18 protein-coding genes and 1 tRNA gene are annotated in these 20,825 nt (G+C 34.1%); 1 reads left to right on the top strand and 18 read right to left on the bottom strand.

The genetic code is table 11. The features are described 5' to 3' along the window. Positions 1-191: 191 nt before the first annotated feature. The 18 genes from LPB248_RS06985 to LPB248_RS07070 all read right to left on the bottom strand — a co-directional run bounded on the left by LPB248_RS06985 (position 192) and on the right by LPB248_RS07070 (position 19,660). Positions 192-1,133 (bottom strand): GyrI-like domain-containing protein, encoded by a 942-nt coding sequence (locus LPB248_RS06985; protein WP_177210798.1) that lies wholly within the window; start codon positions 1,131-1,133, stop codon positions 192-194. A 202-nt stretch (positions 1,134-1,335) separates the two neighbouring features. Continuing rightward, positions 1,336-2,073 (bottom strand): hypothetical protein, encoded by a 738-nt coding sequence (locus LPB248_RS06990; RefSeq protein WP_177210799.1) that lies wholly within the window; start codon positions 2,071-2,073, stop codon positions 1,336-1,338. 33 nt (positions 2,074-2,106) lie between these two features. Then, entirely contained in the window at positions 2,107-2,664 is a 558-nt protein-coding gene (locus LPB248_RS06995; RefSeq protein WP_177210800.1) for a suppressor of fused domain protein, read from the bottom strand. Between the two features lie 254 nt (positions 2,665-2,918). Then, positions 2,919-2,992: transfer RNA gene (locus LPB248_RS07000), tRNA-Arg, on the bottom strand. A gap of 60 nt (positions 2,993-3,052) precedes the next feature. Beyond that, on the bottom strand, positions 3,053-3,502 hold the full coding sequence (locus tag LPB248_RS07005) for a GatB/YqeY domain-containing protein (RefSeq protein WP_008467137.1): 450 nt from the start codon (positions 3,500-3,502) through the stop codon (positions 3,053-3,055). A gap of 199 nt (positions 3,503-3,701) precedes the next feature. Then, positions 3,702-5,690, bottom strand: coding sequence for a cell division protein FtsZ (ftsZ, locus tag LPB248_RS07010; RefSeq protein ID WP_177210801.1), 1,989 nt, complete (start codon positions 5,688-5,690; stop codon positions 3,702-3,704). A 79-nt stretch (positions 5,691-5,769) separates the two neighbouring features. Beyond that, complete coding sequence (gene ftsA / locus LPB248_RS07015; protein ID WP_177210802.1) at positions 5,770-7,176, bottom strand: cell division protein FtsA; 1,407 nt, start codon at positions 7,174-7,176, stop codon at positions 5,770-5,772. Between the two features lie 6 nt (positions 7,177-7,182). Then, positions 7,183-7,905, bottom strand: coding sequence for a cell division protein FtsQ/DivIB (locus LPB248_RS07020; RefSeq protein ID WP_177210803.1), 723 nt, complete (start codon positions 7,903-7,905; stop codon positions 7,183-7,185). Next, the gene (murC, locus tag LPB248_RS07025) at positions 7,892-9,241 is read right to left on the bottom strand and encodes a UDP-N-acetylmuramate--L-alanine ligase (protein WP_177210804.1); all 1,350 of its coding nucleotides are present in this window, start codon (positions 9,239-9,241) and stop codon (positions 7,892-7,894) included. Before murC ends, LPB248_RS07020 begins: the two co-directional genes overlap by 14 nt. Positions 9,242-9,315: 74 nt before the next feature. Beyond that, positions 9,316-10,404 carry an undecaprenyldiphospho-muramoylpentapeptide beta-N-acetylglucosaminyltransferase gene (murG, locus tag LPB248_RS07030; RefSeq protein ID WP_177210805.1) on the bottom strand — a complete coding sequence of 363 codons (1,089 nt, stop codon included), beginning with the start codon at positions 10,402-10,404 and terminating at the stop codon, positions 9,316-9,318. A gap of 45 nt (positions 10,405-10,449) precedes the next feature. Then, complete coding sequence (locus LPB248_RS07035) at positions 10,450-11,760, bottom strand: FtsW/RodA/SpoVE family cell cycle protein (protein WP_177210806.1); 1,311 nt, start codon at positions 11,758-11,760, stop codon at positions 10,450-10,452. A 78-nt stretch (positions 11,761-11,838) separates the two neighbouring features. Further along, the gene (gene murD / locus LPB248_RS07040) at positions 11,839-13,170 is read right to left on the bottom strand and encodes a UDP-N-acetylmuramoyl-L-alanine--D-glutamate ligase (protein ID WP_177210807.1); all 1,332 of its coding nucleotides are present in this window, start codon (positions 13,168-13,170) and stop codon (positions 11,839-11,841) included. Beyond that, entirely contained in the window at positions 13,171-14,403 is a 1,233-nt protein-coding gene (mraY, locus tag LPB248_RS07045) for a phospho-N-acetylmuramoyl-pentapeptide-transferase (RefSeq protein WP_177210808.1), read from the bottom strand. It abuts the gene before it with no gap. A 74-nt stretch (positions 14,404-14,477) separates the two neighbouring features. After that, complete coding sequence (locus tag LPB248_RS07050; RefSeq protein ID WP_177210809.1) at positions 14,478-15,941, bottom strand: UDP-N-acetylmuramoyl-L-alanyl-D-glutamate--2,6-diaminopimelate ligase; 1,464 nt, start codon at positions 15,939-15,941, stop codon at positions 14,478-14,480. Beyond that, positions 15,938-17,944: a penicillin-binding protein gene (locus LPB248_RS07055; protein ID WP_177210810.1), complete on the bottom strand. Its 2,007-nt coding sequence runs from the start codon at positions 17,942-17,944 to the stop codon at positions 15,938-15,940. The genes LPB248_RS07050 and LPB248_RS07055 overlap by 4 nt, the downstream gene beginning before the upstream one ends. Next, entirely contained in the window at positions 17,935-18,282 is a 348-nt protein-coding gene (locus LPB248_RS07060; protein ID WP_066032697.1) for an FtsL-like putative cell division protein, read from the bottom strand. Before LPB248_RS07060 ends, LPB248_RS07055 begins: the two co-directional genes overlap by 10 nt. Before the next feature lie 21 nt (positions 18,283-18,303). Continuing rightward, positions 18,304-19,212, bottom strand: coding sequence for a 16S rRNA (cytosine(1402)-N(4))-methyltransferase RsmH (gene rsmH / locus LPB248_RS07065; RefSeq protein WP_177210811.1), 909 nt, complete (start codon positions 19,210-19,212; stop codon positions 18,304-18,306). Further along, positions 19,187-19,660, bottom strand: coding sequence for a division/cell wall cluster transcriptional repressor MraZ (locus tag LPB248_RS07070; protein WP_035691746.1), 474 nt, complete (start codon positions 19,658-19,660; stop codon positions 19,187-19,189). The genes rsmH and LPB248_RS07070 overlap by 26 nt, the downstream gene beginning before the upstream one ends. A 377-nt stretch (positions 19,661-20,037) precedes the next feature. Here LPB248_RS07070 and LPB248_RS07075 point away from each other — a divergent pair, with 377 nt between their 5' ends. Next, on the top strand, positions 20,038-20,802 hold the full coding sequence (locus LPB248_RS07075; protein WP_177210812.1) for an alpha/beta fold hydrolase: 765 nt from the start codon (positions 20,038-20,040) through the stop codon (positions 20,800-20,802). Positions 20,803-20,825: the final 23 nt, after the last annotated feature.

Below are 20,825 nucleotides of genomic sequence, written 5' to 3' on the forward strand. Positions count from 1 at the left end.
ATAAAAAAGTCCTGAGAATCTACATTCTCAGGATTTTAAATAGCTGCTTAATCTAATGCCTATTTTCTAGTTAAGCAACATCTTAGTTTAAGTACCTAGATATAATATTTAAAAATAATTTATTCTAAAATTAAATCGCAAGCCAATCCCCGAAAGGGAAAATGAGACATTAAATGACAATTTCATAATCATCACAATAATTTTATTGGTATGTAGATATCAATAATGTGATGATTTTGAGGATGCTGTTTTGGATCATTTAAATGGCTTAAAAAGAAATTTCTATTATCTGGCTGATAGCCATTTTCTTCAAACCATACCTCGTAAATGTAATTCCATGTTTTAAAACATTCAGACATTGTCGCTTCTTTATGGAAAATAGCATACAATCCGCCACTTATGGTAGTATTGCCAATTATTCCTTCTCCTACTATTTTTTCAGGAACAGACAAACAAACATCTGCTTGAAGCATTCCTTCTAAATTAGCATTGCTTCTATAGACGGTTAATGCTTTGGTTTCAGGAAAATTTACCAAATTTCTTGGAGAAGCCCAGCTAAAAAGCTGTTTAAACATATCTTCAAATGTTTCACTATCATGTTTGTGAATATTCAGATTTCGAATATAAATAACATTAAATGCATCCAGCTTTTTGACTTCAAAATCAAGTTTTATAGTTTCACTCATTTCATTATTTTTTAAATTATTTAATTTGAGTGCAAGGTAGTTTTCAATTTCGGACTGCATTTTTCCAATATTGCTATCTATTATACCAATATTGCTATTTTTATACAACTTTCGCCATTCACTAGGTGTTTGCTGTTTAACTTCACGAAAAGCTCTTGAAAAAGACGAAATACTTAAAAAGCCACAATCAGTTGCAATTTCACTAATCGTTTTTGAAGGATTGTTCATTAAGAAGAATAGCGCTCTTTCAATTTTTGCATTTTTAATAAAATCATTAATTGTTGTTCCTGTAACTGACTTGAAAATTCTATGAAAATGAAATTTTGAAAAATTCGAAAGAATGGCCAATTTCTCTAAAGAAAGTTCTTCATGAAGGTTTTCTTTTATATAATCTATACTCTTATTAATTCTAAAGTAATACTCTTTAATAGACTCTTCTTTTGTCATGCTTTTGGATCTATGATATTGTTTCAACTAAAGATTCGTGATGTGTAAAACCAATATTAAGACCAAATTTAAGAATGTATTTTTAATCCATAAAAAAAGCCTGAGAATCTATATTCTCAGGCTTTTTTTATGGTGATCTTGACGGTACAGGATTCGAACCATTTATCGGAAGATCTAGAGATTTTAGTTCATATTTAAATGTTTAGATTCTACTATTTTCTCGTTCATTTATTTCGTCAATTGCACTTTGAATAAAATATTTTAAATCATTACTTCTTGTTTTTTTAAACTCGGCTTCCAATGGTTCTAATGACTTTATTGTTCCAGTAGATCTAAGGGTTGCACAAATCATACCTTTAGTATGCTGATCACTAGTCTTCAATTTTAGTATTAAAATTTCTTCTAAATCTTTGTGCTCTGAGTTTTGTAAGGCGCTAAGTGCATCAATCCTATTCTGATATGTTCCATTTAATAGTAATTGTTTAAGATAGTCAATATTTAGAGTGGCTGGTTTTCTCAACTTATTAAGCCTGCTTAAAACAGTTGTAATTACTTCTTCTTTGTCAGTTTTTTTGAGTTCTGAAATCAAAAATTCAAAAAGTTCATAATCACTACAGTTTACGCATAAGCTACTTAAACATCTTAAAACGTACTGTTTATATTGAAAAAAATCTTTGTCTTTAAGTAATTCTATAAGTTCGGGCTTGAATTTTATATCACTTAATTCATCAGAAATTCTGTAAGCATACCAACTAGGAAAATCTTTGCTTTCAAAAGATTGATCTCGTTTCTGCCTTTTAATTATGTTATTTGAAATAGGTTTGTTATTTCCCATTTCTATAATCAAAGTCTTTAACTCAGAGTCCTTTAATCTAGCTATTAGATTTTCTTTATCTTCTTTAACTTTTTCATCTAAACTTTTAAATAGTCCAAATAACATATGCTTTTTAATAATATTTCCGATTTTAATCACTTAAACTAAAGACTTTCTCAATGGATTTAAGTAATCCAGTTGTTTCTCTTCAAACAATTCCTCTAATGCCTCACAGCCATACTTAATTTTATAATCTCTTTCTAGTTGTGTAATAGGAATAAGCCAGCAACAATGAATTATCTTTTCTTCAAATTGAAAAATTTCTAGATTATCTCCGTCAAGATAAGGTAATGAAATAAATGCATGGTCACAAATAGAATTTTCAAGCCAAGGCCTTCCAATATTTGAGGTATGGTGAATATTAAAAGGTTTCAGTCTGTGATGAGAAGCATGAACAGTCAATAATTCAACCAAAGAATTATCTTTTCTTGGAGAATAAATAACTAACTCAATTAAGTTATCATCTATTAAGTCGGCTGACATTCCAACGGTACAATATGCCCACATGTTGTGAACATTATTTGGAGCAAATTCTAAAACGAAGAACTCTGGATGGGTTTTCCATGTAGGACCTATTTCCCATTTCATTTTTTTTCCAGAAATTCCATAATAGGAATTGTAGTGATCGGTCAATTTCACAGAATAATTCTTTTGCATTAGTTTTTTATAATGAAACAGAGTCAGTTTATGTCAAATCAATCTTTTAGACTATTATTTGACAAAGTGAACTTAATAACTTTATCTTCAATATGCAAATAATAATGATGTTCTAGAAATTTAGAGACTTAACGGAGTTCGAAACAAAAATTGCCGTAAACATTGATATCGCAAAAAAATAAAACTTCAAAATAATTTTTAAACCATAAAAAAGCCTGCAAAATATACAATTTGCAGGCTTTTCAATTTTAAAGTGACCCCGGAGGGGTTCGAACCCCCAACCCTCAGAGCCGAAATCTGATATTCTATCCAGTTGAACTACGAGGTCAGTTTATTTATGATTTTAGAATTCAGATTCAATCTAAAATCTGAACTCTAAAATTATTATTTACGAAAGTAATTTTTTCACAATTGTAGAAATGGTTTTTCCTTCAGCAGTTCCTCCTAATTGAGCAGATGCTAATCCCATTACTTTACCCATTGAAGCAATTCCAGAAGCTCCTGTTTCAGCAATGATTTTTGCTACTACAGCTTCTACTTCTTCTTCGCTTAATTGAGCTGGTAAAAACTTTTCGATTACAGCAACTTGAGCCAATTCTGGTTCTGCTAAATCTGGACGGTTTTGTTCTGTAAAGATTCTTGCGCTTTCTTTACGAGTTTTCACCAATCTCTGAAGTAACTTAATTTCTTCGTCTTCAGATAAATCTTCTTTAGATCCAGAAGCTGTTGAAGCCAATAATAATTCTGATTTTACAGCTCTTAAAGCTTCTAAAGCTACTGTGTCTTTTGCTTTCATGGCCGTTTTAATTTCGTCCATGATTTGTGTTTGTAAACTCATGTTTATATTTTATTTGAATAAGCTAGTGCTTATTAATTGATATATTAATTTAACCCTTCGACTTCGCTCAGGGTGAAAACAAGATTCACTTTAAAAACCTATTTAGGAAGTCAAATTTTGAAATTCTGTGCGAAGATAAAAAAAATAACCCGAAAATTAAATCCAATTTTCGGGTTACCCAATATTATGATTCTAAAAATTAATCTACGTTATCGTGCAAAAATGAATTGTTTGAACGTAATTGTAAATCATTATTACTGTCTGTTCCAACAGAGATTCTAGAATTTGTATTATTAGACTGAGAATTAGATAAATCTATTCCTAATCTTTTGTAAGCTGGCTCTTTTTCCAACTCATCAATTCTAGAAACATTGTTATGGAATTTATAGTTAAATTCTTTTAGTTTCTTTCTTCTTTCTTCTGCTCTTAAACGCAATGTTTCTTCAATAGTTAATTCTAAAGGAGAAACTTCAGAAGTTGTTGAAATATCAGGCTGACTTGCAAAATCAACTCTTGGTTTCAATGTAATATTTAATTCCTCTGGAATTGTAGGTTCAACTACTTTTTCAACTGGTTTAGAAGCCAATAAATCGTTTTCAACTTCCATATATTCTTCTAGAGAATATTTAATAATTCCGTTGTCTGAAACTTCAGTTACGGGAACAAATTGCACTGGATCGTTTACTTTAATTTCACGAGTTTCATTTGTCAATTCAAACAGAACTCTGTTATCCTCAATAACTGGCTCTCTTCTTACAGGCTCTTGCTTAAACAAAGGAAGATCAAAAGAGAATGTTGTTTGTTCTTCTTTTTCAAAAACTCTTTGTTGTTGCACTGGTTGAATTGGCTGTTGTTGCTGTACTTGCTGAACAGCTGGCGCCTCAGGAGATGAAATAGTAAAATCGATATCTGTAATTGGCGAAACAATTTCGAAAGTTACATCTAGATTTTTGATAAACTCAGACATCACCACTAACTCTTCCTGATTGATTGCTGGAGCAACAGCTTGTGCAGTTGGAGTAAATGTTTCATCATCGTCAACTAAATCAAAAACAACTTTATCTTCTACTTTTGCTGTCGGTGTATCAACAGTTAGGTCAAAAGAAGCAAGCGGTTTATTAGTTAAATTATGAACACTTCTCTGCTCATCTTCTAACGTATGAATGATTTTCTTTGGTTCTGTATTTACAATTTCATTTTGTTGTTCCACATCAAAACCTGTAGCAATAATAGTTACTGCAATAGCTTCACCTAGAGTTTCGTCTTCACCAACCCCCATAATGATATTTGCATTGTAACCAGCTTCATCTTGAATGTGATCGTTGATTTCTCCAATTTCGTCAAGAGTAATCTCATTAGTTCCAGAAACGATAAGCAACAATACGTTTTTGGCACCTGTAATTTTATTATCGTTCAACAATGGAGAATCCAAAGCAGAAACAATAGCATCTTTAGCTCTGTTGTCGCCTTCAGCCACAGAAGACCCCATGATCGCAGTTCCACTGTTAGCCAAAACAGTTTTCGCGTCACGTAAATCGATATTCTGAGTATAGTGGTGCGTAATTACTTCGGCAATACCTCTAGAGGCTGTTGCCAAAACTTCATCCGCTTTAGAAAATCCTGCTTTAAATCCAAGATTTCCGTATACTTCTCTTAATTTATTGTTGTTGATTACAATTAAAGAATCGACCTGCTTACGCAATTTCTCGATTCCAATAATCGCCTGCTCTTGACGTACTTTCCCTTCAAATTGAAACGGAATTGTAACGATACCAACAGTTAATATTTCTCTTTCTTTTGCTAATTGAGCAATTACCGGAGCTGCACCAGTTCCTGTTCCTCCACCCATACCAGCAGTAATAAATACCATCTTAGTATTTTTATCCAGCATTTTTTCAATATCCGAAATACTTTCGATTGCCGACTGCTGTCCAACGTCTGGATTTGCTCCTGCTCCTAATCCTTCAGTTAAATTAACTCCTAACTGAATCTTATTTGGTACTGAACTATTTTGAAGCGCTTGCGAATCGGTATTACAAACGATAAAATCTACACCTTTAATACCTTGTTTGAACATGTGGTTAATTGCGTTACTTCCGCCTCCACCTACACCTATTACTTTGATTACATTTGATTGATTTTTTGGTAAATCAAATGAAATACTTCCAAATTCTGAGTTGCTCATCATCTTTTTGGTTTTTTGAAATTCTTATTAAGTACATTTTTTACTTCTTGACTTGGGGCAAGAAATAATCCTTCTCTTTTTATTATTCTGCGTTGTCTAAAAATTCTTTGATTTTGTCGACATATCGATCAAAAAATGATCTTCTTATTTTGTTCTCAGTAGATTCATTTTTAGGCACCCTTTGACTTACGGTTTCTCTAGGCTCTTCAATAGTTTCTACTTTCTCAACGTAGTTTTCTTCAACTTCGTATCGCTGTACTGGAGGAGCAGTTCTATAAACAACTTTTGGCTGTTCTTGAACCATTTCCAATCTAACAGCACTTTGCGAACTGTTTTCGATACTATTCATTACTAATCCTACTGCAGTTGCATATAGCGGGCTAGAGATTTCTTCACTAGAGTTTCCTGCTAAATGCTCGTTCGGATAACCAATTCTAGTATCCATTCCTGTAATGTATTCTACCAGCTGCTTGATATGCTTTAGTTGTGCACCTCCACCCGTTAAAACAATTCCAGCTATTAGCTTTTTACGAGGATCTTCGTGTCCGTAAGCTTTAATTTCTGCAAAAACCTGCTCTACGATTTCCACTACTCTTGCATGGATAATTTTAGATAAGTTTTTAAGCGAAATTTCTTTTGGCTCTCTTCCTCTTAAACCTGGGATAGAAACAATCTCGTTGTCTTTGTTTTCTCCTGGCCAAGCAGATCCGAATTTGATTTTTAAAAGTTCAGCTTGTTTTTCAATAATCGAGCATCCTTCTTTGATATCATCTGTAATGACATTTCCTCCAAAAGGAATTACAGCTGTATGACGAATGATCCCATCTTTGAAAATAGCCAAATCTGTTGTTCCACCTCCAATATCGATAAGCGCAACACCAGCTTCTTTTTCTTCCTGACTTAAAACAGCATCTGCCGAAGCTAATGGTTCTAATGTTAAACCAGATAATTCTATTCCGGAACTCTGAATACATCTTCCAACGTTTCTGATTGAAGATGCCTGTCCAACTACAACGTGAAAACTAGATTCTAATCTTCCGCCGTACATTCCGATTGGCTCTTTAATTTCAGATTGCCCATCAATTTTAAATTCTTGTGGTAAAACGTGAATAATTTCCTCTCCTGGTAACATCGCCAGTTTGTTTACCTGATCGATTAGGAGTTGAATATCTTTTTCGCCAATTACTTCTTCTGGATTATTTCTGCTGATGTAATCTGTATGCTGAATACTTCTGATGTGCTGTCCAGCAATACCCACAACTACATCTTTAATTTTGTAACCTGAATTATTTTCTGCTTCGAGTATCGCTTGCTGTATCGATTGTATCGTCTGCGTAATGTTGTTTACTACTCCTCTGGCAACACCCAAACTTTTGGATTTACCAATGCCCAAAATCTCCAACTTACCATATTCATTTTTTTTGCCAATCATGGCAACGATTTTGGTTGTTCCAATATCTAGACCTACTGCAATGTTATCTTTTTCCATTTTCTATTATTTAGTGCAAACTACTTGTTCCGTAAACCTAAGGTCAATTTTTTTGTATTTGTATAACGAACTATCTAAAACCGCTTTTTGAAAAAACGCTTTATAGTTTCTAAATTTCTTATCAACATTCATCGTTCTGCCAAAATCTATGAAGTAATCATAGTTACGATTAAACATTTTTAAGCTTCCATTCGGCATAATCTCTATAGCAATGATGTTTTTTTTCAAAAACGCATCGTCATAAATTGTGCGAAATAAAGCTGCTAAATCTTCGTTATTTTTTGCATTTATTGCCCCTGAAACAAGAGGAACTCGCGCAGTGAAATTGTCTGATAAGGGCATTTTATTTCCCTCATAGTCAATATAAAAAGAAGCAGCGCCATCATAAACTCTTGCTATGGGCGTCTTCTGTTTTACTACTGCTTTTAGAACTCCATCGATACTTACAAAAACGTTTGACTTCTCAATCATCTCTTGCGTATCGAGGGTTTTCTCTATCTTATTCAAATCTAGTTCATCTTTTCTAATACTGGAAGCGTCTCTTTTATTTTCTATCAACAATTTATTAACCGTTTCCGGCTTCACAAAAAGCGTATTTTCTCCTACAAAAACGACCATAGATTTTTTCAATTTTCGATCGCCATTTCGATGCTGCGCGAAAGAATATAGAAAAAGAACTAGTCCGAAAATAAGTACTAATCTAATATTTGCCCAATTAAATATTTTCATTTAAAACCTTTTTAATTGACGGAACCATCTCTCCCAGATCACCAGCTCCAATTGTTACAATAATAGGTGCATCACTGGCTTTGATTTCACCTAATAAATCATCTTTTGCAACAATTTTTTTGTTCGAATTTGTCATTTTACCCAAAAGCCATTCAGAGGTCACTCCTTCCATCGGAAGCTCTCTAGCAGGGTAAATATCCATCAAAAACACTTCATCAAACTGCGATAAGCTTGCTGCAAATCCGTCAACAAAATCTCTTGTTCTACTAAATAAATGCGGTTGGAAAATTGCCAGCACTTTACGTCCTGGATACAATTCTCTAACTGCCTGATGAACAGCATTTATTTCTGTTGGATGATGTGCATAATCATCAATATAAACTAAATTTTCACTCTTAATCTGATATGAAAAACGTCTTCTGATTCCGTTGAATGAAGCAATGGCTTTTGCAATAGAATCGGTCGGGGTGCCGAAAGTCTTAGCCATCGCAATAGCCATTAATCCATTCATTAAATTATGTTTGCCAGGCAGTCCGAAACGTAAATCTTTCATAATTTCTGAAGGCGTCTGCACATCAAAAACATAAGCTCCATCTTCTATTCGAACATTATAAGCTTTATATACAGCATCTTCATTTATAGCACATTGAACACCATCTAAAGGCAATTCTTTGGTTATAAAGAGATTGTTTTTATCTTCAACTTTTGAAGCAAATTCTCTAAAAGAAGCCTCAATTGCGTCACTCGTTCCATAAATATCCAAATGATCTGCATCCATAGAAGTTACGCAAGCAATATCTGGACGCAAATGCAAAAACGATCTGTCAAATTCGTCTGCTTCTACAACTGTTACTGTTTTTCCGCTTCCAATTAAATTAGAATTATAATTCTCAACAATTCCTCCAATAAAAGCCGTTACATCAGCACCACTTTGAAACAAAATATGTCCCAAAATACTAGATGTAGTAGTTTTTCCGTGTGTTCCTGCAACTGCAAAACAGAAAGTATCTCTACTTATAATTCCGAGAACTTCGGCACGTTTTTTAACCTCAAAATGCCTTTCAACAAAATAATTCCACTCAGAATGTGTTTTTGGAACCGCTGGTGTGTAAATTACTAGTGTATTTTCAACATAATAATCTGTTGGAATCAAATTTATATTGTCTTCAAAATGAATACCTATACCACTTTCAATCAATTCATTAGTTAGCATAGAAGGTGTTTTGTCGTAACCTGAAACTTGTTTTCCAATAAACTTGAAATAACGAGCCAAGGCACTCATTCCGATACCTCCGATACCAATAAAATAAACGTTTTGTATTTGATTTAAATTCATAATTGAGTCTTAATGTCTTAAAGTCTAAAGTTTTTAAAGTCTCTTAACTATATGCCTTCAGCTTTTTAATTTTTCTATTTAATTAACTTCACAATCTCTGCTACAATATCTTGTGTAGCTCTAGGTTTTGCCAGTTTCTTAATATTATCACTTAATTGTTTCTGTTTTCCCAAATCTTTCAGCAGCGCTTCAAAAACAATGCTAAACTGACTGTCAAGCTCAGATTCTTTCAACAAAATCGCACCTTTTTCTTCCACAATTGCCTGTGCATTTTTAGTTTGGTGATCCTCAGCTACATTCGGCGATGGAATAAAAATGACTGGTTTTCCCACAATACACAATTCTGACACCGACGAAGCTCCAGCACGTGAAATTATGACATCTGATGCCGCGTAGACAAAATCCATTCTTTCAATAAAATCAACCACTTTTACATTTGGTTGGCTATATTTTTTATAATCTTCAAAATATAATTTCCCACATTGCCAGATTACCTGTACATCTTGAGAAAGAAAATTTTGAAGTTCCTTTTCAATTAATTGATTGATTCTTCTGGCTCCTAAACTTCCTCCTAAAACCAGTAATGTTTTCTTATTAGGATCTAAACCATAAAAAGCAATTGCTTCATCACGTTTGCTTTCAATGTCAATTAAATCTTGACGAACTGGATTCCCTGTTAAAACAATTTTCTCTTTTGGAAAAAAGCGTTCCAAATTTTGATACGCCACACAAATTGCATTTGCTTTTTTGCTTAACAATTTATTTGTTATCCCCGGATAAGAATTCTGCTCTTGAACCACTGTTGGGATTCCTGCCGAACCCGCTGCTTGCAATAAGGGTCCGCTGGCAAAACCACCCGTTCCAATTACCACATTAGGCTTAAACTTTTTTATTATTCTTTTTGACTCCAATAAACTGCTTGCCAGTTTAAGTGGAAACATCAAATTTTGCAATGTCAATTTTCGCTGCAAACCAGCAATCCAAAGACCTTTTATTTCATAACCTGCCTGAGGCACTTTTTGCATTTCCATTTTATCTTTGGCACCTACAAAAAGAAATTCTGCATCAGGAAATTGTAATTTTAATTCGTTTGCAATTGCAATTGCAGGATAGATATGCCCTCCTGTTCCTCCTCCGCTAAGTATGAATTTATACTTTGTCATCTTTCTAAAAATTACAACTTTTTAAAAAATTTTTATATTCTAATCCTATTTGTTTAAAACCGCATTCATCGGATTTCTTGAATTATCTTCGATGGAATACATTGGTTCTTCTTCATATATCTCATCGGCAGGCAAATCTTCCTCTGCCATTTCTTTATCTATTAATCGCTGTAAAGCTTCTTTTCGTTTTTCTCTCTCAAGCTTATCTTCAGCAATTTCCTCTTCTTTTCTTGTCACACTAATGATAATTCCAAGTCCAAGACAAGTCATCCAAATCGAACTTCCTCCACTACTTATCAAGGGAAGCGTCTGCCCTGTAACTGGCAATAATTCTACAGCAACCGCCATATTGATCATAGCCTGAAATATCATAGGAAAACCAACACCTACGACAACTAATTTTCCAAATATAGTTGGTGCTTTATGAGAAGCTATTACAAAACGAAACAATAATAATAAGTACAGAATTACTATCGAAACCCCTCCAACCAAACCGTATTCCTCTACAATAATAGCGTAGATAAAATCGGAAGAAGATTGTGGCAAAAAGTTTTTCTGAACACTTTTTCCAGGACCTAATCCTCCTAATTTTCCAGATGCAATTGCAATTTTTGCTTTCTCAATCTGATAATCATCTTCATCAGGTTTGTCTGTTGTAAAATTCGTAATACGACTTTCCCAAGTTGAAACCCTACTAAAGAATCTTGAATCTGGAAAAGCTTTCGCTACCAAAAGGAAAAACGCCAACATTGCAATTCCTGAACCAATGATAAAAGCAATATATTTTAATGGATATTTACCAATAAATGTCAGCATCAAAACCATTACAAAAATTAACGCCGTAGTCGAAAAGTTTGCTGGCAGAATTAATACTAATGTGATAAATACCGGAATCCAAAGCTGAATCAATGAGGTTTGAAAAGGCTCATTTTCTTCTTTAGTTTTAGATAAATAACGTGCCACATAAATAAACAAAACAATAGCAGCCAATGTTGATGTCTGAAACGTAATCCCGATAAAAGGCACCTGAATCCAACGGCTCGCGTTTGCACCAGCAATAACAGTTCCTTTTAAAAGTGTGTAAAGCAGTAAAATCCAAACCACTGGAAGTGCAATCTTAGAAATTGCTCTAAAATAGTGATATGGAACTCTATGCACCCAGTAAATAATTAAAAAACCAATACAGATATGCGCCAAATGTTTTACCAAATACCCTAATGTATTTCCTGTCCCATGCCCGATATAGGCAAGATTACTACTCGCACTAAAAACAGGCATAAACGAAAACAGCGCCAATAAGGCCACGAATGACCATATTACCCTATCTCCTTTTAGTTTGTTTACCAGCTCTTTCATAATCTCTTTGTTTCAGGTTTTCTTTTGTTTCATGTTTCAAGCTTCACTTAACCTGAAACTTGAAACTTTGAACTTTTTTTACAAGTTGTGCACAGCTTGTTTAAATTGTTTTCCACGATCCTCGTAGTTTTCGAATAAATCGAAACTTGCGCAGGCTGGAGACAATAAAACTACATCGCCTTTTTCTGTTAATCTTTGAGCAGTTTTTACTGCATCATTCATATTATTTACTTCAACCATAATATCAACAACATTTCCAAAAGCATCAATAATTTTACGGTTATCGATTCCAAGACAGATAATTGCCTTTACTTTTTCGCGTACCAACGACATTAGTTCGTTGTAATCGTTTCCTTTGTCAACACCTCCAACAATCCATACTGTTGGTGCATTCATACTATCCAAAGCAAAGAAAGTAGCATTTACATTTGTTGCTTTCGAATCGTTGATATATTGAACGTTTTGTATTTTTAGTACTTTTTCTAAACGGTGCTCAACACCTTGGAAATTAGATAGACTTTCACGAATTGTTGCATTTCTAATTTGCATCAATTTAGCTACAGAGCTTGCTGCCATGGCGTTTTTCATATTATGTTTTCCTTCTAACGCAATGTGTTCTGTATCCATTGTAAACTCTTCTTGGTTGATCTTTATTTCCATTTTGTTGTTATTTATAGAAGCCCCTTCATCAAATTTTTTCGTCAATGAAAAAGGAATTAGTTTTGCTTTTGTTTTGTTCTTCTTTAACCATTCTGTACTTGCCTCATCGTCTGCATCGTAAATGAGATAATCGTTCTCAGTCTGGTTCATCGTTATTCGGAACTTCGAATTGATATAATTTTCATATTTATATTCGTATCGATCTAAATGGTCCGGACTTATATTGGTTATAATGGCAATATCTGGCCTATAATTTATTATTCCGTCTAACTGAAAACTGCTTAACTCAAGAACGTAGGCATCAAATTTATTTTCCGCCACCTGCCAAGCGAAGCTTTTTCCAATATTCCCACCCAATCCTACATTTAATCCTGCATATTTCAGCAAGTGATGTGTCAACATTGTGGTAGTGGTTTTACCATTACTTCCGGTAATCCCGATGGTCATTGCTTCTGTGTAAGGAATCGCAAATTCAATTTCCGAAATTACCTTTACTCCTGCCGCGATAAGTTTTTTTACTATCGGGGATTTATCGGGAATTCCAGGGCTTTTCATCACCACATCTGCATTTAGAATTAAATCTTCTGTATGCTGCTCTTCTTCCCAAGCAATTTTATTAATGATAAGAACTTCTTTATAGCTTTCCTTTATTTTTCCAAAATCCGATACAAAAACATCGTAACCTTGTTTCTTACCGAGGATCGCGGTTCCTACTCCGCTTTCTCCTCCACCTAAAACTACTAATCTCATTTATCTTAATTTTAGGGTAATGATTGACAATATGGCTAACATTACGGCAACAATCCAGAAACGGGTAACAATTTTACTTTCGTGATATCCCTTTTTCTGATAATGATGATGAAGCGGTGACATCAGAAAAATTCTTCGTCCTTCTCCGAAACGCTTCTTCGTATATTTAAAATAACTTACTTGAATAATTACTGAAGCACTTTCTGCCAAGAAAATTCCACAGAATAAAACGATTAATATCTCTTTACGCACAGCAATTGCTAGAACCGCAATGATTCCTCCAATAGTCAAACTCCCCGTATCACCCATAAAAACCGATGCTGGAAATGAGTTGTACCAAAGAAATCCAATAAGCGCACCCACAAAGGCAGAAATAAAAACCGTCATTTCTCCCGAATTGGGAATATACATAATGTTCAGATAATTTGAGAAAATGATATTACCCGAAACGAATGTAAAAATCCCGAGCGCGAGTACGGATATTGCGGAAGTTCCTGCAGCGAGTCCGTCGATTCCATCTGTTAAATTTGCTCCGTTTGAAACCGCTGTTATGATAAAAATTACAACTGGAATAAATACTAACCAAGCCCATTTCTCATATCCATCACCCATAAAAGACAATACTTCAGCATAGTCAAATTCATTGTTTTTCACGAAAGGAATTGTAGTTGCTGTAGATTTCTCTTCAACTCCTGCTGGCACAATAACAGTCGAATTTGCAGCTGTCTTAAAAATATCTGCACGGCCTGTATCTGTTCTTACTGTAACTGCAGGATTAAAATAAAGAACTGCACCAACGATAATTCCAAGACCAACTTGACCAATTACTTTAAAAATACCTTTTAAACCTTGTTTATCTTTTTTGAATATTTTGATATAATCATCAACAAAACCAATTGTTCCCATCCATAATGTAGTTACAATTAGCAATACAATATAAATGTTATGCAATCTTGCAAATAATAGAACCGGAATAAGAGTAGCAAAAATGATGATTAATCCACCCATTGTAGGCGTACCAGCTTTTTCATTCTGACCTGCAAGACCAAGTTCACGCACAGTTTCTCCTACTTGCTGACGACGCAAAAAGTTAATCACTCTTTTACCATAAATAGTCGATAGAAGCAACGAAAGCATAAATGCCAAAGCTGACCTAAATGTGATGTACTGGAAAACTCCTGTTCCTGGAAGATCCAATGTTTTATCAAAATATTCAAATAAATAGTACAGCATATTTTCTTATTTTTTAAATTCCAATTTTGAAATCCCAAATTCCAATTGTTTGGTGGTATTTGAACTTAATTTTTTTATTTATTCAGTTGTTCTAAAATTTCTCTTACCGTTTCCATATCATCAAAATGATGGCGAACACCATTTATTTCTTGATACGTTTCGTGCCCTTTTCCTGCGATTAGAATGATATCTTTAGGCTGAGCCAATTGACAAGCTGTTTTAATTGCCTGTTTTCTATCTGTAATTCGCAGCATTTTTTTATAATTGTGTGGCTCAACTCCTTGCTCCATTTCATCCAAAATAACTTCTGGATCTTCATTTCTCGGATTATCTGAAGTCAAAATCGCCTTATCACTTAAATCTGAAGCAATCTTTGCCATAATCGGGCGTTTTGTTTTGTCTCGATTTCCTCCACATCCAACAACAGTAATTAACTGCTCATTTTTAGTACGGATATCATTTATCGTTTTTAAAACATTCTCCAATGCATCTGGCGTATGTGCATAATCTACAACAGCTGTAATACCTCCATCTGATACGATATACTGAAAACGTCCCGAAACACTCTCTAAATCAGACAGTAAACGCAACGCTTCAAGACTATCAATTCCTAGCTCTACTGCGGTTCCATAAATTGCTAAAACATTGTATGCGTTGAATGTACCAATCAGTTTTACCCAAACTTCATTATCATTTACTTTCAACAATAATCCAGACAATTGGCTTTCTAAAATTTGAGCTCTATAATCTGCATAAGATTTTAAAGCGTATGTCAGTTTTTTAGCAACAGTATTCTGCAACATTACAGAACCATTTTTATCATCAATGTTTGACAAAACAAAAGCTGATTTTGGAAGTGAGTCAAAAAATGATTTTTTAACATCTCTGTATTCAGCAAATGTTGGATGATAATCTAAATGATCGTGAGAAAGGTTCGTAAAAATTCCGCCTACAAAATGTAGAGCTTCCGTACGTTTTTGGTGAATTCCATGCGAGCTTACTTCCATAAAACAATGCGTAACTCCAGCCTCAACCATTTCATTCAAATAATGATTTATAGTCAAAGAATCAGGTGTTGTATGCGTTGCAGGATATTCTGTTTTGTCTACTACGATTTTTACAGTTGACAGCAATCCCACTTTAAAACCAGCTTTTTCAAACAACTGAAACAATAATGACGCAATTGTCGTTTTTCCATTTGTTCCTGTTACTCCAACTAATTTTAATTTTGCAGATGGATCTTCAAAATAATTAGCTGCCATAAAAGCTAAAGCGGTATTGGTATCTTTTACTTGAACATAAGTAACATCGTTTGCAACAGTTTCAGGAAACGTATCACAAATAATTGCTTTTGCTCCAAGTTCGATTGCTTTCTCTATGTAATCATGTCCATCTGAAAGTGAACCGCGAATTGCTACAAAAATATCATTTGCTTCTACTTTGCGTGAATCAAATTCAATTTTATGAATAGCAATATCTGTTGAACCTTTTACCGATTCAATAGCCACTTTATATAATATGTCTTTTAATACTTTCACGATAATTCTAATACAATTGTTGTGTTTTTGCTAATACTGGTTCCCGCTTGAATTGATTGATTCTTCACTTTCCCCATTCCATTTACTTTTACTTTCAAACCTAAATTTTCCAATAAAGCAATCGCATCCATTCCTGGCATTCCTTTTAAATTCGGAATCTCGTTCAGCTTTTTATTAGCTTCAGCCGTATATTTATCATAACTAGCATCCTGTTTTGGAATCCTAGAATCTAATTTTTTAATTTTATTTGTTGAAGGCGCATCAGTAAAAATCTTTTGCGCGATTCTTTTGAAAACTGGTCCAGCAACATCTGCTCCGTAATAGTTATTTCTAGATGTATTTGGCTTATGAACCACTACAATACAAGAATATTTAGGATGATCGGCTGGGAAATAACCTGCGAAAGAAGATGCATAATACATTCCTTCTCTTCCTGCGTTACCATAATTCACCATAGCTGTTCCTGTTTTTCCTGCCATAGAAAAATCTTTCGAATACAACTTAGAACCTGTTCCTTTTTTTACCACATTAGCTAAAACTGCTTTTACTTTTTTTAGCGTTTCTGGCGAACAAACCTTTGGATTCATTACTTCTGTATCGAACTTTTTAATGGTCTTATTCCATTCTTTAATTTCTGATACAAATTGCGGTTTTACCATTACTCCATTATTCGCAACCGCATTATATAAAGTTAAAGTCTGCATTGGCGTAACTGAAACGTTATATCCAAAAGCCATCCACGGAAGCGTAGTTCCTGACCAATGTTTATCACCAGGCTGCGGAATATAAGGTCTTCCTTCTCCTTTAAAATGCAATCCTAATGGTTTATTTAAACCTAATTCATTAATATGATTTACAAACTTAGACGGGTTACTTTTGTAATTGTCATAAACTGCCTGAACCATTACTGTATTAGACGAAAGTTCAAATCCGCGTGCTAAAGTAACTTTTCCGTAACCACCTCTATGTGAATCACGAACGGCTCTTCCATAATATCTGATTTCCCCGCCATGGCTATCGTAAACCGTACTTGTGTCAGCTACTTTATCTTCTAAAATCGCCATTAGATCAACCAATTTAAAAGTCGATCCAGGCTCGTGAGATTCAGCAACCGCATAATTTGTTGTTTCGTAATAAGAACCATCTTCTGCTCTTCCTAAATTTGAAATCGCTTTTATGTATCCTGTTTCCGTTTCCATAACAACCACGCAACCGTGATCTGCTTCGTAATCTTCCAATTGTTTCAACAAAGCGTGGTGCGCAATATCTTGTATAAAAACATCTATAGTCGAAATCACATCGTAACCATCAATTGGATCTACCTCGTTTACATCACGAATTGGTTTCCATTGTCCTTTTGCGATTTTTTGCTTTAAAATTTTACCATCTTTTCCGTTCAGGTAATTTTTAAAAGCCCATTCAATTCCTTTTCCTACCTCTATTCCAGTAGCTGGATCAATACGGTCATAGCCAATAGTTCTTTCCGCAATTTTTCCGATCGGATGTTTTCTAACCGTTTCTTGTTCCACGATGATTCCGCCTTTGAAAGCTCCTAAACTGAACAACGGAAAACCTTTAATTTTCACATATTCAGTATAACTCAAATTGCGAGCAATCAGGTAATAACGGTTTTTATTTTCACGTGCTTTTCGCAATTCTTTCTGAAAATAACTGCTTGGTTTATCTAAAACTGTTGCCAATGAATCTGACAATGGTTTTACATATTTTTCGAAAGTTTCTGTTTTTGGCGCTTTAGCATCAAAACGAATTTCATAATTCGGGATCGATGTTGCCAATAAACTTCCGTCAGCAGAATAGATATTCCCTTTGTTTGCAGGAATAACGAAGTTTCTCACAGTACGCTGTTTAGCTAGTTTTCTGTAATAATCTCCTTCAACCCACTGAATATTGGTTAATTTAACGACAATAGCAATTGCCATCAAAAAGATGAAAACTGCTACGAGGTAAATTCTGTAGGATATATGTTTATCGTCTACTGCCATATTCTTTTAAAGAAACTTTTTTCTTCTTCTTTTGTAACTTCTATTTTAACTGGAGGAACTGTCGACGGAAAAATTTGTTTTTCTAACATTTTATCCGAAATAGTTGACTCCATTTTTAATTTCATCAATTCTGAACGTCGATCCACAAATTCCGATCTCAGCTCTTTTACTTCATTATTTAATTTCGCGATTTCAAAAACCTTTTGTTCGTATCGCTGTGTATTGGCAATCATCAAAATGGCCAGCAGAATTATAAAGACAATAAATCGCCAATTTTTTACTGCATCTTCATGAATCAGGAATCTTGCTTTTAATATGCTAAATACGCCACTTTTCATTATTTCCTACCTTAATATATATTATAGCTTTTCTGCAACTCTTAATTTGGCACTTCTTGCTCTATTATTAATCTTGATCTCTTCATCATCTGGAACAATCAATTTCCCTATTGTTTTGTATGGAACTGAAAAATTTCCGTAAAAATCTCTTTCTGGCTCACCTTCAAACATTCCGTTTTTAATGAACCTTTTCACCAAACGATCTTCTAAAGAATGATATGAGATTACAGAAAACCTTCCTCCTGGTTTTAAAATCTCCAATGATTGCTCAATAAATTCTTTTAGAACATCCATTTCCTGATTTACCTCGATTCTGATTGCCTGATAAATCTGAGCCAAAACTTTGTTTCGAACTTTCTCCGGCAAAAACTTTTTCAGAACTTCTTTCAATTCTTCAGTTGTTTTGATTGGGTAATCTTTTCTAGCCTCAACAATTGTTCTTGCCAAAACTGGTGCGTTTTTCAACTCCCCATAATCAAAAAAAACACGACGTAAATCCTGTTCTTCATATTCGTTAACCACTCGATAAGCATTTAAATCATTTCTTTGACTCATCCGCATATCTAGCTCGGCATCAAATCTTGTTGAGAAACCTCTTTCAGGAACATCAAACTGATGTGACGAAACTCCCAAATCTGCCAAGATTCCATCAACCGACTTTACTCCGTGAAAACGTAAAAATCTTTTTATGAACCTAAAATTCTCATTTATCAGGGTAAACCTTTCGTCTGGCAATGCATTGGCAAGCGCATCTTCGTCTTGATCAAATGCAAACAGCCTTCCGTTTGGCCCTAATCTTTTTAAAATCTCTTTTGAATGACCACCGCCTCCAAACGTAACATCTACATACACACCATCAGGTTTAATATTTAAACCATCTACTGTTGGATGAAGCAAAACCGGATTATGATATTCCATCTTCGTCGTCATTAATATTTCCCATTACTTCTTCGGCTAAATCTGCAAAATCCATATCTTCGCCGCTAATTGATTTCTCGTATAAATCTTTGTCCCAAATCTCAACAATATTAACCGCAGATGAAAAAACGACATCTTTAGAAATACTTGCAAACGTTACCAAATCTTTTGGAACAAGCAATCTTCCTAATGCATCAACCTCAACTACTTTAACACCAGCAGTAAACCTTCTAATGAAATCGTTGTTCTTTTTTACAAAGCGATTAAGCTTGTTGATTTTTTTCATCATCGCATCCCATTCTACCATAGGATACAACTCTAAACACGGCTGAAAAACAGAACGCTTCAAAACGAATCCGTCTTGAAGAGAAGCCGTCAACTGCTTTTTTAAAGGCGCAGGCATCATTAGCCTTCCTTTAGCATCGACTTTACATTCATATGTTCCAACAATTGTGTTCAAAAAAACTAGTTAACATGTTATACAGCAAAAATATAAAAAATATTACCACATTTTACCACTTTATACCACTTTGTTAATAAGTTTAACCACTTTACTACCACATTCCATAATCCACAATCAATCAATACTTTAACTATTAATTAACAGATCCTTAAATACATTATTTATTCAAAAAAATAATGCGCTAATTTTCTTAAAAAATTGATTATAATGCACCTTTCTTAACATTTGCATATTTTAACAAATACTAGTTTAATTACTGATTTTTAATCATTTATAAATTCTACTCAAATTATCTAGTTAAAAAATGACATCAAAAATTCATTTTTGTTGAATTAACCCTATATTTGTCGAAATTGAAATTGGCATTAGATTAGATGGACAAACACTATAAAAAAGAAGGCAAATACAGCTATTTTGAAGCTGGAGAAGGAACTCCGATCGTTATTCTGCATGGATTAATGGGAGGTCTAAGTAACTTTGATGGTGTAGCACAATATTTCCCAAACAAAGGATATAAAGTTGTTATCCCAGATTTGCCAATATACACCCAAAGCATTTTAAAAACGAACGTAAAAAGTTTTGCGAAATACGTAAAAGACTTTATCACTTTTAAAGGTTTTGACAAAGTAATTCTTTTAGGAAATTCTCTTGGAGGACATATCGCTTTGTACCATACAAAACTTTATCCTGAAAAAGTTGCCGGACTTGTAATTACCGGAAGTTCTGGACTTTACGAAAGCGCAATGGGAGACAGTTACCCAAGAAGAGGCGATTACGAGTACATTAAAAAGAAAGCCGAAGATGTATTTTACGACCCGAAAATAGCAACTCCCGAATTGATTGATGAAGTATACGCTACGGCAAATGACCGAATCAAATTAATCAAAACCTTAACTATTGCAAAGAGCGCAATTCGTCACAATATGGCTAAAGATTTGCCAAAAATGACTGTTGAAACTTGCATTATTTGGGGTAAAAATGACTCTGTAACACCTCCAAATGTAGCAGAAGAGTTCCATAAATTACTACCTAATTCTGATTTGTACTGGATTGACAAATGCGGACACGCTGCAATGATGGAACACCCTCAAGAATTTAACGAAGTTCTTGAAAAATGGCTTACTGAAAAGAATTTATAGCCGTTAAAATTTATTTTTTAGGA

This window comes from Flavobacterium sp. LPB0248, assembly GCF_013388355.1.
GTDB lineage: Bacteria > Bacteroidota > Bacteroidia > Flavobacteriales > Flavobacteriaceae > Flavobacterium.

Excerpts from the sequence above, each read along its gene's own strand:
- mraY (WP_177210808.1), bottom strand. The coding sequence starts at position 14,403 with ATGCTGTACTATTTATTTGAATATTTTGATAAAACATTGGATCTTCCA.
- LPB248_RS06995 (WP_177210800.1), bottom strand. The coding sequence starts at position 2,664 with ATGCAAAAGAATTATTCTGTGAAATTGACCGATCACTACAATTCCTAT.
- LPB248_RS06990 (WP_177210799.1), bottom strand. The coding sequence starts at position 2,073 with ATGTTATTTGGACTATTTAAAAGTTTAGATGAAAAAGTTAAAGAAGAT.
- rsmH (WP_177210811.1), bottom strand. The coding sequence starts at position 19,212 with ATGACGACGAAGATGGAATATCATAATCCGGTTTTGCTTCATCCAACA.
- LPB248_RS07060 (WP_066032697.1), bottom strand. The coding sequence starts at position 18,282 with ATGAAAAGTGGCGTATTTAGCATATTAAAAGCAAGATTCCTGATTCAT.
- LPB248_RS07035 (WP_177210806.1), bottom strand. The coding sequence starts at position 11,760 with ATGAAAGAGCTGGTAAACAAACTAAAAGGAGATAGGGTAATATGGTCA.
- ftsA (WP_177210802.1), bottom strand. The coding sequence starts at position 7,176 with ATGGAAAAAGATAACATTGCAGTAGGTCTAGATATTGGAACAACCAAA.
- LPB248_RS07055 (WP_177210810.1), bottom strand. The coding sequence starts at position 17,944 with ATGGCAGTAGACGATAAACATATATCCTACAGAATTTACCTCGTAGCA.
- murC (WP_177210804.1), bottom strand. The coding sequence starts at position 9,241 with ATGAATTTAAATCAAATACAAAACGTTTATTTTATTGGTATCGGAGGT.
- LPB248_RS06985 (WP_177210798.1), bottom strand. The coding sequence starts at position 1,133 with ATGACAAAAGAAGAGTCTATTAAAGAGTATTACTTTAGAATTAATAAG.
- murG (WP_177210805.1), bottom strand. The coding sequence starts at position 10,404 with ATGACAAAGTATAAATTCATACTTAGCGGAGGAGGAACAGGAGGGCAT.
- LPB248_RS07075 (WP_177210812.1), top strand. The coding sequence starts at position 20,038 with ATGGACAAACACTATAAAAAAGAAGGCAAATACAGCTATTTTGAAGCT.
- murD (WP_177210807.1), bottom strand. The coding sequence starts at position 13,170 with ATGAGATTAGTAGTTTTAGGTGGAGGAGAAAGCGGAGTAGGAACCGCG.
- LPB248_RS07020 (WP_177210803.1), bottom strand. The coding sequence starts at position 7,905 with ATGAAAATATTTAATTGGGCAAATATTAGATTAGTACTTATTTTCGGA.
- ftsZ (WP_177210801.1), bottom strand. The coding sequence starts at position 5,690 with ATGATGAGCAACTCAGAATTTGGAAGTATTTCATTTGATTTACCAAAA.
- LPB248_RS07005 (WP_008467137.1), bottom strand. The coding sequence starts at position 3,502 with ATGAGTTTACAAACACAAATCATGGACGAAATTAAAACGGCCATGAAA.